Genomic DNA, 16,048 nt, shown 5'->3' with positions numbered 1-16,048 from the left:
GAGTATGTTTTATATGAAACTGTTAATGCTTGGTACGACCGGACGTGGTACGAAAGAACTTCTACTAGAGGCAAAAAGACGTGGAATTTACACGATCGTGACAGATAATCTTAGTGTGGAAAAAGCACCTCTGAAGCTTTTGGCAGATGAGTATTGGATGATCAGTACGGCAGACATTGATATTCTGGAAGAAAAATGTAGAGAAGAAGGGGTTGTTGCCATTATGAATGGCATAAGCACCTTTAATATTTCTGTCTGCATGGAATTGTGCAAACGGTTGAATCTTCCTTGCTACTGCACGCCTGAATCATGGCATTATACAATTGATAAGCGGCAGTTTAAAGACCTTTGTATAAGCTGTGGTGTGCCGGTAGCGAAGGACTATTATCTCAGCAAAACTCCGTCCGAAAAGGAATTGAGCGAGATTCAGTATCCAGTTGTAGTCAAGGCGATTGACCAAAGCGCAAATAGAGGTATGAGCTACTGTAATTCGAAGGAAGAAGTGCTTGCAGCGTGTGAGTATGCAAGGTCTTATTCGGCAAGTGACACGGTGATAGTCGAAAGAATGCTGAAAGGACATGAGTACACGGCTTGGTATGCGCTGGCAGATGGAAAAGCTTCTTTGGTAAACTTCGGAATTATGTTTGAACAGGCGGGATATCCAAGCAACTGTTATTCGGTCACAACAACAGAAACCAATAAACTGGATTTGTATTTAAAGGAAATCGATCCGTATATTACAACTGCCTTCAATAAAGCGGGATGCAAAGAAGGTTTGGCATGGATCGAAATGATGTTAGACGATGATGGGCATTTTTATGTACTGGAAACAGGATACCGGATGTCTGGTGATATGATGGCCTTGAACCATAAGAATGTCTGTGGGTTTAATACATATGCGTGGCTGGTTGACATCGCTACAGGAGTTAAACACAGTTATTCTGATCTGCCTGATCCGGAAAGAAAGCTGCCAGAGAGATGTGGGTGTACCTATATTCTTTGGAGCAAGGATGGAGGAAAGATTTCCGAAATTACTGGATTAGACGAAATTAAGAAGTTAGAAGGCATCAACTTAAACATTGACGGAATGCTAAATGTTGGGGACGTAGTAAAAAAACATCAGTATCTTTTGGTAATTACGTTTGATGTTGCAACTGAAGATGAAATGATAGATGTGATCAAGAAAATCAATGCGTCCGTTACAGTAAAAAATGATACTGGAGCAGACATTGTTATCCGATTTGACGGATTTGAACGGCTGAAAGCGATTGCAAAAGAAGCGAATAAATTGGGAGAAGAATGAGCAAACAAATCAAAGAGAACGAAAGGCAACTACTTAACACCGGCGATGTTCTAGTCTTTGCATTTGGTGCAATGATAGGCTGGGGATGGGTTGTCCTTTCTGGACAGTGGATCGTAACCGGAGGAATAATCGGAACTGCAATCGGCTTTCTCATTGGTGGTTTCATGATATATTTTGTGGGGCTTTGTTATGCTGAACTGACAACATCAATTCCTCAAAGTGGTGGAATAAAGGTGTTTAGCTACCTAGCTCTTGGAGAAAAGGCGTCATTTGTGTGCACATGGGCTATCATTTTGAGCTATATTTCCGTTGTGTGTTTTGAGGTGGTTTCATTTCCTACCGTTCTTCAGTATATTTTTCCGAATTTCTCCATAGGAAGAATGTATACGATTTTGGGAGCGGACATTTACATCAGCTGGACATTAGTATCAGTCATTATGGCTCTAGCGGTTACGGTTATGAATCTTGTTGGCACAAAGACTGCCGCTAGATTTCAAAAAATAATGACACTGGCAATAGCAGGTGTTGGCGTTCTTTTAATCGCAGGTGCTGTTTTTTCAGGAAATGTACAAAATCTGGACAATCAGCTTTTTCTGGGTACGGCCGAAAGTGAAGCTATTGAAGGTATCGCGAAAATTTCTATCTTGACGCCATTCTTTTTGTTTGGATTTGATGTTATTCCGCAGATTGCAGAAGAAATAAAGATTCCGATGAAAAAAATAGGAAAGTTGATGATGATGTCAATCGTACTTGCAGTGGCTTTCTATGTATTTGTTGTTTTTAGTGTCGGATTCATTTTGAGCAAGACGGAAATCCTATATTCCATGGAGCATACGGGATTGGTGACAGCGGATGCCATGGCAAAAGCGTTCAATAGCGTAAACATGGCAAAGATCGTTATTATTGGAGGGATGTGCGGAATTCTCACAAGCTGGAATTCATTCCTGATAGGTGGGAGTCGTGCGTTGTGTTCATTGTCTGCGTCAAATATGCTCCCCTCCTTTTTTGGAGTGACAAGTAAAAAGACTGGTGTGCCGATTTATTCGATTTCATTTATTGGATTGATTTCTATTATATCGGCATTTTTTGGTAAAGCGGTTCTAACATGGTTCGTGGATGCAGGCAATTTTTCGTGTTGTGTAGCATACTGTATTGTCTCGGTTTCTTTTTTAATGATGCGAAAAAAATACAGGGTACTGGAGAGACCATATGAAGTAAAACATTATAAAATTGTTGGTGGCCTTGCTGTGTTTTTGTCAGGGCTAATGGCTGGCCTTTATATAGTACCCGGAACAAGTTGTACGCTTTCTTTTCCAGAAGTCATAATAATGATTATCTGGAGTGGTTTGGGTCTGATTTTTTACTTGTATTGCAAAAAAAGATATGCTACTAAAATATTCTCTGATATAGACAATAGCATTCTGATGGAAAAGAAATAATGGTATATCAGAGGAGTTAAAAAATAACGGCAAATAATGAATCAAGTTGGAATAGCGTAGCTTTATTAATCCTAAGCTGAAAGTCATGTGATTTCAGTCACATGGCTGTGTTACTCAAATATGCTACCTCTTCGTGGCGAGCAACAGGCAACGGATAATTATCCGGCTAAAGCATATTCTTGTCTGCGTTATGGTGGAAGCCCCTTGACCACGATACCCACCAAAAGTACACCTCTCAGGTCATGGGGGAATCAAGAACAAGGACTACGCTGTTTGAACATAGCAGTGATACAGTAATACAGTAATACAGGCTGATGTATATTTCACCAGTGCCCTTGAAAACTTGGTTTTAAAGGGCTATATTTGAACCGTGGGAAATTTCTCTCACGGCTTTGCCGCTCGAAACTTTGCACACCTCTACGCGGTGAGCGGCAGACAACACAGCATAGATGCTGTGGCTAGGATGCAGAGAAAGTACAAACTGAAAAAAGAGGGCTTCAGATGATTACTATTGATGAAGCGGCTCAAAAGTGGAGTTGCAGCAAAAATACTGTTTTGTCTTATGTTTATAAAAGATATATTACTGGTATGTGTGTAGATGGGGAGACGCTACTACTGCCGGATATAAAAAAGCCGTATATTCCACGCAAACGTTTTGATGGCAGTTTAGATTATTATAAGGCGCTCTTGCGAACGATTCGGAGAGAACAGTTTATTGATGAGCATATATTGGGTATATCCAAAGAAAAGTATAGCGCATATATTGAAGAGCTTGAGGGTGCTGGATATATAAAAAAAGTGGAACCGGATGCAGGAATATCGGGATATATTTTGACGACAAAAGGAAACGATGAACTAACAAAGAAAGGTGAAATATCGTTTGTAAAAGAGCTCAATATACAGCCTCAGATTGGATTGATAAATATTCAAAATTCGGTTAGTGGATCTGTTTTCTAAGAGAATGTGAAGCCGCGTGAATTCCAGAAGTTCACACGGCATACTCTTGAGCACGATATATAGTTTGTGATGGAAATAAAAACGAGGTGAAAATTAGTGGATAATACACGCGCGCGTAAGCCCGGTGGAGGGCGGAAGCCATCAAAGCCAGAGTACAGTGCAGCCAAGAATCTAGCACAACAGATGGAAGCAGCTGCTGACCTTTATACGGACCAAATGAGCCTGCAAGCCATCGCAGACGCTTTGTCTCTCAACCCCATCAAGGTTCGGAAGCTGCTCATCACAGCCGGGGTCTACGAGTCAGACACGGCAAAGCTCGTCCAGCAGACGTTCGATTCTTTCAGAAGTATGCAGAGTTATTCTGCTGCTGTCACCTCCACTATGTCGGCTTTGCAGCTGTCCCGTCCTTCTGTGACCTCTTATCTGCCGTATGAGAAAGGCGTGTACTTCCCGGAGGAGGCTGACACTTCCAATATCAGCACCGGTGCAGAGAGACAGCGACACTACCGAGCTGTGGTTGCGCTGAGGAAGGATCCCTGCGAAGAGAACCTCTGGAAGTGTGTGGTGGCTTTTCGGGGATACAAGTTCAAGACGATGTCCGGCTTGCCCTTTACATATACGCTGAAGAAGGGCAGGGGAGATGAGTTCACCAAAGAACTGTGGATCGACCGCAGAGAGGACAGCAAGAGCCTTGCGTGGAGTTCCGTGAGACTGGCGTATCACAATATCGGTAAAATCGGAGAGGTAGTGGACAGACCCAAGGCTCTGGGAGATATCCGGGGTGTGTCGTATATCTATGGGCTGTTCTACCGCTTTGGCCTGATCGACGTGCCAGACAAGGTTAAAGAGAAGATGGGAGGGAAGGAACACTAACGGTTGTGACTGCGTTGTGGTGTGCAGCTTGAGTAAAATCAACTGGATTTCGAAAATATTTTCGTAAATTTGTAGCTGACAACTAAAACCAATCGCAGTATGATCAAGCTGCAAACACCAATTTGGTGTAAAAGCCCAAATTAAACTACCGCAAAAACAACCTAAAAATGAGAAGGAGGCCCCTCGATGCGTGATGACAACAAGTTCCACCGTGAAAAGAGATACGTTGAAGTGGACGTTCGCTTTACACCTGATGGCAAGATCCGCCTTCTTGCCATCAACTACGACAAAAGCCATATCTATGGAATCGACCGTGTTTTGGCTGTCAGGCGTGGCACATCGCGCCTTGGCGGGAAGGGGCAGTGCTTCACCTGCATGATCTGCGAGCAGAAGCGGAATCTCTGGCTTGAACAGGGCAAGTGGTTCGTGGAAGCCTACTGCTCCGTGCCGGAAAGCCGTGTTTCGTAATGGCAAGGTACTTATCCCGCGCAGACCTTTCGCGCATAGCGGGTAAGTATATCGACCAGTACTATACCCGCTTCGGAATCAGCAAAGATGCCCCGGAACCCATTGACCCTGAACGGCTTGCAAGCGCTGTTCTTGGGCTGAATGTGAAAATGCTGCCGCTGTGCAGCGATGGCAGCATCCTCGGGTTGACCGTTTTCCAGAAATGCAGGTTTACTGTGATCTTGGGAGATGGGACAAAGCTTGTAGAGGTGTTCATGCCGCGGGATATCGTAATCGATTCCGCCCTTGCGGCAGACAGCTGCACCGGATGCCGGAATTTCACGATAGCGCATGAAGCGGCACACCAGATCTTAGCCGACTTGTTTCCGAACGATTACGGAAAAGCAGTCAAGTGCCGTGGGCACATTGCCTATCGGGAACGAAACGGACAACCTTCATGGGAAGAATGGCAGGCGAACACCCTTGCAGCAGAGCTGCTGATGCCAACATTTCTGGTCAACGCCGAAATAGAACGGGCAGCGCTGCGTTTGCCGAATGGAATCCTGTACAAATCCGCATCTGACCCGAACTATGAAAAAATTCTGGAGATGGCTGCACGGATGGGAGTATCGTGGTCTGCTATCAGGATCAGACTACAGCAGATGCAGGTCATAAACGGCAAACCCAACCACTGCCATCCATTGGACATCATCCGTTTTGGAGAATAAATATGATTCAATCAAATAATCGTCCTTTTAAAAATAAACCACTAAACAATATACAGCAGGCGCAATTCAGCATCGGCTGGAGGTTTTGTCCTGTTTGTGGTAATAAGCTATACAAAAAAATTGATGGGTGTTCCGGTACACTGCAAGTAAAATGCAGTAAGTGCAAGGAGACCCTGAGGCTTGATCTGGCGTTCAGACGCCGGTGATTTTCCAGTCATTTTAACAAATACGGGTGCATTGCACCCTGAATATGGACTGTTCGCTCCGAGCAACGGGCCATTGCCGCAAGGCAATGTATGAAACGCGCACCAAATAGCCGGGCAACAGCTGATAGAGTGATTCTGCTTTTAGAACCGCTCTGTTAGTTGGTTGTCCGGCTATTTTTTTAGCCTTCAGGTAGCCTGCTCCCGTAAAAAGGAGCAGGCTTTATGTTTGTCTGTTTTTCGTGGATGCCCCAAGCGGCGAAATATCCGTAGCCTTCCAAATTTTCGACTTTTCACGACTTATCGAAAATTTTGAGGTTTACGATGTCTTTTAATAAGGGCTATGAGTTGAAGAAGTTTGAAGCACACTGGGAAAAGCTGCGCATTGAGTACGCGGCTGCGGGAATGACGGAAGATGCCATCCAGAAGATGTACGACTATGACCGTCAGCAGTTCAACGCCGAACGCGCCCATCTGGAGCGGATGCAGGAGCTTTCGACCGACACGTTTGAATGCAGTGAGGATGAAAACTCTCCGTTGATGAAGCGGTATCGGGAAGTGACCACAGTAACCGATACTTACTTTGAACGAAAGCGGCTGTCTTTAAAAGCGCTCACTCCGCGCGATCTGGAAACGTTCTTCCGCTATGAGCGTCAGCAGGAGGAAGCGACCGTACAGCAGCTTCTGGATTGGCACAGGGAGCTGACCGATGCCCTTCAGTATGCCGTTGACAGTAACTGGCTGAAAGCGAACCCCGTCAAGACGGTTGACCCCTGCCTTGATAACTCCCCGGTACTTTTCAACGATTTTCTCATGGACTGGTTGAAAATGATGAAGTCCCGCGTGGCAATCACGACCTATGCAAACTACGAGATCGTCATCACGCGCCGCAGATAAAAAGAAAACTCCCCCAGACAAGCTGAGGGAGCTTCTTTTTATGCCGGTGGTGGGGGTCTCCCGCGCACTGAGCGACAGCCCGCAGGGCTGATCGCTCGCCCTGCAAAGCAGGGCCGTGCTGTTCGACCCGCTCACGCGCCGCAGATAAAAACAAAACTCCCCCAGACAAGCTGAGGAAGTTCTCTTTTTTATGCCGGTGGTGGGGGTCGAACCCACACGTGTTATTAGCACAAGGGATTTTGAGTCCCCCTCGTCTGCCATTCCGACACACCGGCGCATGTTTTTGAACGACTTTTATTATACCGGATTCTATGGGTAAAATCAAGAGGAAGTTTTGCAGCTTTTCTCAAATTGTCCCGTCCGGTGCAAAATACATAACTCCGGTTCTTGCCCGGCGGCGCGGGCTGTGCTACACTAAGGTCATATCAAAACGTAAAATATGCCCACAAGGAGGGAACCGGACTTTGAAACATCTGCATTCTTTTGCCCGCCGCGCGGCGGCGTTTCTGCTGGCGGCGGTGCTGTGCGTCTGCATCCCGGCGGCAGCGGCTTCGGCTGCCACCACCATCGGCGGGGCCGATACTACCCTGATCCCCGCAGAGGACGAAAACTGTCTCAGCTGGCTGTTTGGCTCCAAGGATAAGATCACCATGCCCTACCTGAACATCAAGGGACAGGGGCTCAAGCGCAATGTCACGCTGGATCTGGTGGATTGTCTGGTGGGCATCACCTATACCGAGCTTGGCTCCATTGGCAGCTATGTCAGCGCCAGCGCTGCGCAGCAGGCGTGGAAGGCGCAGGCGGTGGCCATCCACTCTTATCTGGAATACCACAAACAGTACGGTTCGTCCACCAATGCACTGATCTACACCCCGGTCAATCAGATCCCTTCCTCTGCCCGCAACGCCATCCGCAAGGCGGTGCAGGCGGTCAAGGATGAGGTGCTGGTGTACAACGGCAGCGTGTGCGATGCGGTATGGTCGGCCAGTGCAGGCTACAACACCCAGACCGGCGTGTACGGCACCTGCGCCAGTCTGGACGCGTGGGGCACGGATGTGCCCTACCTGCAAAGCGTGGAAAGTCCCTACGAGGAGCAGTACCATAATCTGCTGCGCCGGGTGATCGGCAAGGACTACACCTATATAGAATACAACGACAGCCGCACCGGCGAGCCCTACCAGAGCGCCGACACTACCCACAAGGATCTGGGCGGCTTTGTACAGTACAACACGCTGGTGTCCAACGGGCGCAGCTACCGGTACATCAACCAGTTCGTTTCCTCCCGCTACTGCTTTGACTTTGGCACCGATGCCAGCGGCACCCCCTGCATGACCTACTACGGCTTTGGCCACGGCGTAGGCATGAGCCAGTGCGGCGCAGTGGGATACGCCGCCGAGGAGGGCATGAATTACAAGCAGATCTTACAGCACTACTACACCGGGGCGCAGATCCGTACCCGCACTACCCGCAGCGGCGGATTGTTCGGCTGGCTGGCGGGGCTGTTCCGCTGAACGTGTTTGACTGAAATTTTGGAAAAACCTTCTCAAACGCCGCAGGATTTGGTATACTATATCCGTTTGTGAAAAATGAACGGGAAACATAACTGCGTGGAAAAGCGCACGGATTGGAGTATCAGCATGGAGTTGGATCAGGCAAAGCAAAATCAGGAGGCCGCCGAGCGCTGCCGTGCACTGGCACAGCGCATCGTGCGGGAGCTGGCTCCCCGCAGCGTACAGGTGCTGGAGGACAGCGGGCTGCTGGAAAAAGCTTTTTGTAAAATGAATACTGCGGTGGTGCAAAGCGCCCCGGAGCTGCTGGTGGTGGCAGACCCCCAGTGGGTCAGCCTGCCCGCCGTACAGGCGGAAAAAGTGCTGCTGGTGTGCGCAGAGTACGCCGGCATGGCAGACTGCGCAAAGCAGCTTGCTGCACAGGGCTTCTGCCGGGAGCTTGCTTGGAAGGATCACGGCAAGGAGCAGCTGACGGCGCTGTTCTGCCGCATGGACGCTCCGGAGCTGCCGGAGCTGGAAAACGGCTACGAGCAGCAGCTGGACGTTCTGCGGGAGCGCACCCTGCTGGCTGAGCGCACCGCTGCCGAGCAGTCTGCCCAGCTGGAGCGGCTGCGCAGCGACCTTTCCCTGAGCCGCAGCCACGAGCAGAACTTGGAAAAGACCCTGAACAGCGTGGTCAACTCCACCTTCTGGAAGGCCAGCTGGCCGCTGCGGTATCTGGTAAGCAAGTGCCGCCAGCTGTGGCGCACCTTCCCGCTGTTCGTCTTTTTTGCCACCCTGCGCCGGGTGGGCTTTGCGGGCGTAATGGCACAGGCCAAGGCCAAAAAGGAGTATAAAAAGCTGTTCCCGGGCAAGGCCATGCCCGCCGACCGCTTTGCGGACGTGGAGCTGCTGGTAAAACAGGCCGCAGACCAGCCCGCTGCACCGCGCATCAGCATCGTGGTGCCGCTGTACAACACCCCCCACGATTTTCTGGTGGAACTGCTGGACTCGGTACAGAACCAGACCTACCGCAACTGGGAGCTGTGCATGGTGGATGCCGGACAGGACGCGGACGTGGGTGCCCTCGTGCAGGAGCGCGCCAGCACTGACAGCCGCATCCGCTACCAGAAACTGGACAGCAACGAGGGCATTGCGGGCAACACCAATCAGGGCTTTGCCCTTGCCACCGGCGAGTATATCGCCCTGCTGGATCATGACGATATTTTGCACCCCTGCGCACTGTGGTATGTGGCAGAAGCCATTGCCAAGCAGGGTGCGGACTTTGTGTACACCGACGAAGTGACCTTTGAGGGGGATATCGACCATTTGACGGTCTACCACTTCAAGCCGGATTATATGCTGGATAACCTGCGCTCCAACAACTATATCTGCCATTTGAGCGTGTTCAGCGCGGCGCTGCTGGCAAAGGTGGGCGGCGGCGAGCGGGCAGAGTTTAACGGCAGTCAGGATTACGACCTCTACCTGCGCCTGACCGAGCAGGCAGAGAAGATCGTGCACATCCCGCATCTGCTGTACTACTGGCGTTCCAGTCCTGCCAGCGTAGCCAGCAACATCTCTGCCAAGACCTATTGTCTGGAAGCAGCCATGAAGGCCCTGCGCGCCCACTACGACCGCATGGGCGTGCCGGTGGACGCGGTGACCATGGTGCCCAACACCCCGGGCTTCTACAAGACCGATTACACCATTACAAAGCCCGGGCGGGTCAGCGTGCTGATCCCCAGCTGCGACCATTCGGGCGACCTGCGGCTGTGCGTGGAGTCCATCTACCGCAAGACTACCTACCCGGATTTTGAGATCATCATCATCGAGAACAACAGCAAGGAGCCTGCCACCTTCCGCTGCTATGAGCAGCTGCAAAAGGAGCACCCGGACACCCTGCATGTGCTCACATGGCAGGGCACCGGCTTCAATTACAGCGCCCTGAATAACTTCGGCGCACGCGCTGCCACCGGCGAGTATCTGCTGCTGCTCAACAACGATACCGAGGTCATCTCTCCCCGCTGGATGGAGGAGATGGTCATGTACGCCCAGCAGGACCGTGTGGGCTGCGTGGGCGCAAAGCTGCTCTACCCGGACAACACCATCCAGCACGCGGGCATCGGCTTCGGCTTTTTGACGCTGGCGGCGCACATGCACAAGAACTTCCCTGTGGGGCACCCCGGCTATATGGGGCGGCTGGTCTATGCGCAGGATGTGTACGCCGTGACCGCCGCCTGCCTGATGGTGCGCAAGGACGTATATGAGCAGGTGAACGGGCTGGACGAGAGCTTTGCCGTTGCCTTCAACGATGTAGACTTCTGCGTGCGCGTGCGGGAGGCGGGGTACACCAACGTGTTCACCCCCTTTGCCCAGCTGTACCATTACGAGAGCAAGAGCCGCGGGCTGGACGAGAGCCCTGCCAAGCGCAAGCGTTTTGCCTCTGAGGTGGAGCGCTTCCAGAAGCGGTGGGCAAAGCAGTTGGCTGCGGGCGACCCCTGCATGAACCCCAACTTTGACCTGATGAAGGAGGACTTCAGCTTTGATATCAAGCCGCTGGAGTAAGCCTTTGACCCAAACCGAACTGAAAGGGGAAACGCAGATGGAGCTTTCGGCCTGCATCGTGGTGTATAACGGCGCGGAGGAGGCCATTAAGGCCGCCCAGACGGTGCTGGACTGCACCCGCCGCTACCCGCTCACGTTGTATCTGGTGGATAACGCCAGCCCGGACGGCAGCGGCCAGCAGCTGACCGCCGCCGCCAAGGACGGCACCCTGCGCACCGCCCCCGGGCAGAAGGTGCAGGTGCTCTGCCGGCTGGAAAACGGCGGCTTCGGCACCGGGCACAACACAGTGCTCTCGCTGCTGCACAGCCGTGTGCATTTTATCCTGAACCCGGATATCCAGCTGACGGCGGACACCCTGAGTGACCTTGCGGACTGGATGGCGGCGCACCCCGGCGTGGTAATGACCCGCCCGGGGCTGACCTTCCCGGACGGCAGACCCCAGCAGCTGCCGCTGCGCCGGTGCAATGTGCGCGCCATGGCCTACCGTCAGCTGCCCTGTCTGCGCTTCTGGGCAAAGTGCAACGACCGCTACCTGATGGCAGACAAAGACCTGACAAAGCCCACTGAGATCGAGTTCTGCACCGGCAGCTTTTCGGCGGTGGATACCGCTGCCTTCAAGGCCGTGGGCGGCTTTGACGAGGGGTACTTCATGTATGTGGAGGACGCCGACCTGACCCAGAAGATGCGCACCCGGGGCAAGGCGTATCTGGTGCCCCAGTACACCGCCATCCACGCATGGCACCGCGCGGCGCACCGCAGCCTGAAGCCTTTTTTGTGGCAGCTGCGCAGCCTGCTGCGCTACTTTTCCAAGTGGGGCTTTGCGTGGTGAGCGGGGACGATTTGGAATGCGCTCCGCGTTGCTCTGCGCATAATCAGAGGAATTAGATTTTTATTTTCGGGATAGCGGAGCGCCCGCAGGCGCTCCGCTATCCCATTTTCACGGGAGGGGTCGTGGAGGGGAGTGGCAGGTGCGGCGCCGCTTTCTGCGAAAGCGCGGCGCTACGGGGAAGCGAACCCTCTCAGTCAAACCCTACGGGTTTGCCAGCTCCCCCGAAGGGGGAGCCAAGAGCACTGCCGGAAACTTCCTCGTTATACCTAATACTTTAGCGATAAACCTTGTGGCTTGGCTCTCCCTTCGGGAGAGCTGGCGCGGGAGCGCCTGAGAGGGCGTACAAGGCTAACGGGTGCTGCCCCTCATCCGGCGCTACGCGCAGCCACCTTCCCCCAGCGGAGCGTCCCTGCCCGCTTGCGGCAAGCAGAAACATTCCCTGCGGAGCGTAGCACACCGCTTTCTGCCGTTTCGACCTCTTGCATTTTGCGTGCTTTCATAGTAAAATAAAGTGTACTGCCATCGTCTTTTGCAAAAATGCGGACGCGGCAGACCCAAAATTGTTTACAGCGGACGCAGCTCCGCTTTGAATTAAGCTGCACATCTTTTTATCAGAAAAAAGGAGTGCACAAGTATGAAAGGCATTATTCTCGCCGGCGGTGCCGGCACACGGCTCTATCCTTTGACCATGGTCACCAGCAAACAGCTGCTGCCGGTCTACGACAAGCCCATGATCTACTATCCGCTGTCCACCCTTATGCTGGCGGGCATTCAGGATATCCTGATCATCTCTACCCCTACCGATACGCCCCGCTTTGAGGCGCTGCTGGGCGATGGCAGCCAGTACGGCATCCATCTGCAGTATAAGGTGCAGCCCTCCCCGGATGGTCTGGCACAGGCCTTTATTCTGGGCGAGGAGTTCATTGGCGACGACTGCTGCGCCATGATCTTGGGCGATAACATTTTCTACGGCAACGGCTTCTCCAAGCTGCTCAAGAGCGCCGTGGCCAACGCAGAGAACAAGGGCCGCTGCACCGTGTTCGGCTACTATGTGCAGGACCCCGAGCGCTTTGGCATTGTGGAGTTCGACAAGGACGGCAAGGTGCTCAGCGTGGAGGAAAAGCCCCAGCATCCCAAGTCCAACTACGCCATCACCGGCCTGTACTTCTACAACAAGGAAGTGGTGCAGATGGCAAAGCAGGTAAAGCCCTCTGCCCGCGGCGAGCTGGAGATCACCACCCTGAACGATATGTACCTGAAGAAGGACGAGCTGGATGTGCAGCTGCTGGGCCGCGGCTTTGCATGGCTGGACACCGGCACGATGGAAAGCCTTGTGGAGGCTGCCGACTTTGTGCACATGATCGAGAAGCGTCAGGGCATCAAGATCAGCGCACCGGAGGAGATCGCCTTCAAGTACGGCTGGATCGACCGCGACACCTTGCTGGAAAGCGCCGAGCGCTACGGCAAGAGCCCCTACGGCCAGCATTTGAAGAATGTGGCCGACGGCAAGCTGCGCTACTAAGCATAAGGAAAGGCACATTGGTATGAAAATCATTGTCACAGGCTGCAAAGGACAGCTGGGCACAGAGCTGCTCAAGCAGCTGCAGGAGGGCCGCAGCGAGCTGGGCCCCATCCCCGAAAAGCTGCTCAACGCTACGGTGATCCCGGTGGATCTGCCGGAGCTGGATATCTCCAATTACAGGATGGTGGATGAGTTCGTGCGGCGCAACCGCCCGGATATCATCATCAACTGCGCCGCCTACACCAACGTGGACGGGTGCGAGGTGCACCACGACGATGCCTTTAAGGCAAACGCCCTTGGCCCCCGCAATCTGGCGCAGGCTGCCGAAAAAACCGGCGCACGGCTGGTGCACGTTTCCACCGACTATGTGTTCTCCGGCCGGGAGAACGGCGGCATCCCGCAGGATGAAGCCACCCTGCCCGGGCCCATCAGCGCCTACGGCTCTACCAAGCTCATGGGCGAAAAGTATGTGGAGCGGTTCTGCCACCGCCACTTCATCGTGCGCACCGCGTGGCTGTACAGCTACTACGGCAAAAACTTTGTCAAGACCATCGTGAACGCAGGCAAAAAGTTCGGCAAGCTGGAGGTGGTCAACGACCAGTGCGGCAACCCCACCAACGCTGCCGACCTCGCCCACGAGATCTTGCAGCTGTGCGTGACCCACGAGTACGGCCTGTATCACTGCACCGGCGAGGGCATTTGCTCGTGGTACGATTTTGCTGCCGAGATCATCCGCCTTTCCGGTGTGGACGCTACCGTTGCCCCCTGCACCAGCGAGGAGTACAAGGCAAAGCACCCGGACAGCGCCGACCGCCCCAAGTGGAGCGCACTGGACAACCGGATGCTGCGCTGCACCGTGGGCAACGATGTCCGCGACTGGAAGGACGCGCTGGCCTGCTTCTTCGCCCACTGGGACGGCGAAAACGGCATGAAGGGCTGAGAAAAAACTGAAAATACCCCCTGCGGAAGAACTGAGGATGTATCATGTTTGATGCGATTTTTGGCAGATCTGTCAAGATATTAAAGATCCTTGCAAAGGTGCAGTGTGTGCTGGCCTTTGTGCTTGCATCCATGCTGTGCGGCGCGGTCCATGAAATGCTGAAGCCCTTCAGCCGGTTTTCAGCCATCGTGCTGGGGCTGGTGGTCGCCGTGGTGTTCTGGGTGCTGCAAATGTTTCTTGCATGGGCGCTGTACGCCTTCGCGGAGCTGGTGGAGTACACCAAAGAGACCCACAAGGAGCTCAGCAACATGAGCGCGGGTCTGGCACGGTACACCCAAGCCACCTATGAGGAGCTTCACAGCATGAACCAAGGGCTGGAGGCATACACCAACGCCATGGGCAAGACCATGAACAGCATTGTGGCAAAGCACTGCTGCGCCGAGGAGGAACGCGCCCGCGCCGCAGCCCGCCCGCAGTCCGGGGACAACAACAAATAAATAAAGAGGGATACTGACCTATGAAAACCTATCTGATCACCGGCTGCGCCGGTTTTATCGGTTCCAACTTTGTGCACTATATGCTCAAAAAATACCCGGAGATCCTGCTGGTCAATCTGGATAAGCTGACCTACGCGGGCAATCTGGAAAACCTGAAGGACGTGGAGGGCGACCCCCGCCATGTGTTCGTGCAGGGCGATATCTGCGACAAGGAGCTGGTGGAGAGCCTGTTTGCAAAGTACGATTTCGACTACGTCATCAACTTTGCCGCCGAGAGCCATGTGGACCGCTCCATCAAGAACCCCGAGATCTTTGTGCAGAGCAACGTGATGGGCACTGTCAACCTGCTGCAGCGCGCCAAGGAGGCATGGTACGACGCCGATGCCAAGACTTGGAAAGAGGGCAAGAAGTACCTGCAGGTCTCCACCGATGAGGTGTACGGCGCTCTGGGCGCGGACGGCTTCTTTATGGAGACCACGCCCCTGTGCCCCCACAGCCCCTACTCCTCCTCCAAGGCCAGCGCCGATATGTTCGTCATGGCCTTCCACGACACCTACGGTATGCCGGTGAACATCACCCGCTGCTCCAACAACTACGGCCCCTACCAGTTCCCGGAGAAGCTGATCCCCCTGATGATCAACAACGTCAAGCACCACAAGCAGCTGCCCGTCTACGGCGACGGTATGCAGATCCGCGACTGGCTGTATGTGGAGGATCACTGCAAGGCCATTGATATGGTGGCAAACGGCGGCAAGGTCGGCGAGGTGTACAACGTGGGCGGCCACAACGAGCGCCCCAACATCTTCATCGTCAAGACCATCATCAACCAGCTGCACGACCGTCTGCAGGACGAGGGCATCAGCGAGGAGCTGATCAAGCACGTCGCCGACCGTCTGGGTCACGACCGCCGCTACGGCATCGACCCCACCAAGATCAAGAACGATCTGGGCTGGTATCCCGAGACCCCCTTCGAGAAGGGCATCGTGCTGACCATCGACTGGTACCTGAACCACGAGGAGTGGATGAACCACGTCACCAGCGGCGACTACCAGAACTACTATCAGGATATGTACAAGAATAAGTAACAGCCTGTAAAGTTGAACTCCCCCTGCATCTCACGGTGCAGAGGGAGTTTTTGTTTGGGGCACGAACCCTCTCAGTCACCTGCGGTGCCAGCTCTCCCAAAGGGAGAGCTGGCAAGCCCGACAGGGCTTGACTGAGAGGGTGCAGCAAGGCTAATGGGTGCTGCCCCTCATCCGGCGCTACGCGCCACCTTCCCCCGGCGGGTGAAGGCTTCAGCGGTAGCGGCAAAGTTTCCGGCAGCGCCCAAAGGCTCCCCCTTGGGGGAGCTGTCGCGCAGC

General features: G+C 53.2%; 14 protein-coding genes and 1 tRNA gene. 14 read left to right on the top strand and 1 reads right to left on the bottom strand.

The window, feature by feature from the left end; genetic code table 11:
* The first annotated feature begins 13 nt into the window (after window positions 1–13).
* The 7 genes from WMO44_RS09095 to WMO44_RS09065 all read left to right on the top strand — a co-directional run bounded on the left by WMO44_RS09095 (window position 14) and on the right by WMO44_RS09065 (window position 6,847).
* A complete protein-coding gene (locus WMO44_RS09095) occupies window positions 14–1,303 on the top strand; it encodes an ATP-grasp domain-containing protein (protein WP_349152373.1) in 1,290 nt (429 codons plus the stop codon).
* Window positions 1,300–2,742, top strand: coding sequence for an APC family permease (locus tag WMO44_RS09090; protein WP_349152372.1), 1,443 nt, complete (start codon window positions 1,300–1,302; stop codon window positions 2,740–2,742). Before WMO44_RS09095 ends, WMO44_RS09090 begins: the two co-directional genes overlap by 4 nt.
* Window positions 2,743–3,243: 501 nt before the next feature.
* Window positions 3,244–3,699, top strand: a complete 456-nt coding sequence (locus WMO44_RS09085; protein ID WP_349152371.1) for a hypothetical protein — start codon at window positions 3,244–3,246, stop codon at window positions 3,697–3,699.
* Between the two features lie 96 nt (window positions 3,700–3,795).
* Window positions 3,796–4,572 (top strand): hypothetical protein, encoded by a 777-nt coding sequence (locus WMO44_RS09080; protein ID WP_349152370.1) that lies wholly within the window; start codon window positions 3,796–3,798, stop codon window positions 4,570–4,572.
* 186 nt (window positions 4,573–4,758) lie between these two features.
* The gene (locus tag WMO44_RS09075; protein WP_349152369.1) at window positions 4,759–5,040 is read left to right on the top strand and encodes a hypothetical protein; all 282 of its coding nucleotides are present in this window, start codon (window positions 4,759–4,761) and stop codon (window positions 5,038–5,040) included.
* On the top strand, window positions 5,040–5,747 hold the full coding sequence (locus WMO44_RS09070; RefSeq protein WP_349152368.1) for an ImmA/IrrE family metallo-endopeptidase: 708 nt from the start codon (window positions 5,040–5,042) through the stop codon (window positions 5,745–5,747). The genes WMO44_RS09075 and WMO44_RS09070 overlap by 1 nt, the downstream gene beginning before the upstream one ends.
* Before the next feature lie 527 nt (window positions 5,748–6,274).
* Complete coding sequence (locus WMO44_RS09065; RefSeq protein WP_349152367.1) at window positions 6,275–6,847, top strand: hypothetical protein; 573 nt, start codon at window positions 6,275–6,277, stop codon at window positions 6,845–6,847.
* 191 nt (window positions 6,848–7,038) lie between these two features.
* On the opposite strand, the gene WMO44_RS09060 is transcribed toward WMO44_RS09065, so the two are convergent.
* A tRNA-Leu gene (locus WMO44_RS09060) sits at window positions 7,039–7,122 on the bottom strand.
* Window positions 7,123–7,311: 189 nt separating this feature from the next.
* Here WMO44_RS09060 and WMO44_RS09055 point away from each other — a divergent pair.
* The 7 genes from WMO44_RS09055 (at window position 7,312) to rfbB (ending at window position 15,772) form a co-directional block, all read left to right on the top strand.
* Window positions 7,312–8,358 carry a SpoIID/LytB domain-containing protein gene (locus WMO44_RS09055; RefSeq protein ID WP_349152366.1) on the top strand — a complete coding sequence of 349 codons (1,047 nt, stop codon included), beginning with the start codon at window positions 7,312–7,314 and terminating at the stop codon, window positions 8,356–8,358.
* A 126-nt stretch (window positions 8,359–8,484) separates the two neighbouring features.
* Complete coding sequence (locus WMO44_RS09050) at window positions 8,485–10,899, top strand: glycosyltransferase family 2 protein (protein WP_349152365.1); 2,415 nt, start codon at window positions 8,485–8,487, stop codon at window positions 10,897–10,899.
* Window positions 10,900–10,903: 4 nt separating this feature from the next.
* Window positions 10,904–11,728: a glycosyltransferase gene (locus WMO44_RS09045; protein ID WP_349152364.1), complete on the top strand. Its 825-nt coding sequence runs from the start codon at window positions 10,904–10,906 to the stop codon at window positions 11,726–11,728.
* A 634-nt stretch (window positions 11,729–12,362) separates the two neighbouring features.
* Complete coding sequence (gene rfbA, locus WMO44_RS09040) at window positions 12,363–13,250, top strand: glucose-1-phosphate thymidylyltransferase RfbA (RefSeq protein WP_055187040.1); 888 nt, start codon at window positions 12,363–12,365, stop codon at window positions 13,248–13,250.
* Window positions 13,251–13,272: 22 nt separating this feature from the next.
* Window positions 13,273–14,190, top strand: coding sequence for a dTDP-4-dehydrorhamnose reductase (gene rfbD / locus WMO44_RS09035; RefSeq protein ID WP_005927376.1), 918 nt, complete (start codon window positions 13,273–13,275; stop codon window positions 14,188–14,190).
* Window positions 14,191–14,234: 44 nt separating this feature from the next.
* Window positions 14,235–14,687, top strand: a complete 453-nt coding sequence (locus tag WMO44_RS09030) for a hypothetical protein (RefSeq protein ID WP_349152363.1) — start codon at window positions 14,235–14,237, stop codon at window positions 14,685–14,687.
* A 20-nt stretch (window positions 14,688–14,707) separates the two neighbouring features.
* A complete protein-coding gene (gene rfbB, locus WMO44_RS09025; protein ID WP_113621438.1) occupies window positions 14,708–15,772 on the top strand; it encodes a dTDP-glucose 4,6-dehydratase in 1,065 nt (354 codons plus the stop codon).
* Window positions 15,773–16,048 lie beyond the last annotated feature (276 nt).

Source organism: Faecalibacterium tardum (assembly GCF_040096515.1).
GTDB classification, from domain to species: Bacteria; Bacillota; Clostridia; order Oscillospirales; family Ruminococcaceae; genus Faecalibacterium; species Faecalibacterium tardum.
The sequence above is the reverse complement of the archived record's forward strand: the minus strand, read 5'-3'. Positions and strand labels throughout refer to the sequence as shown.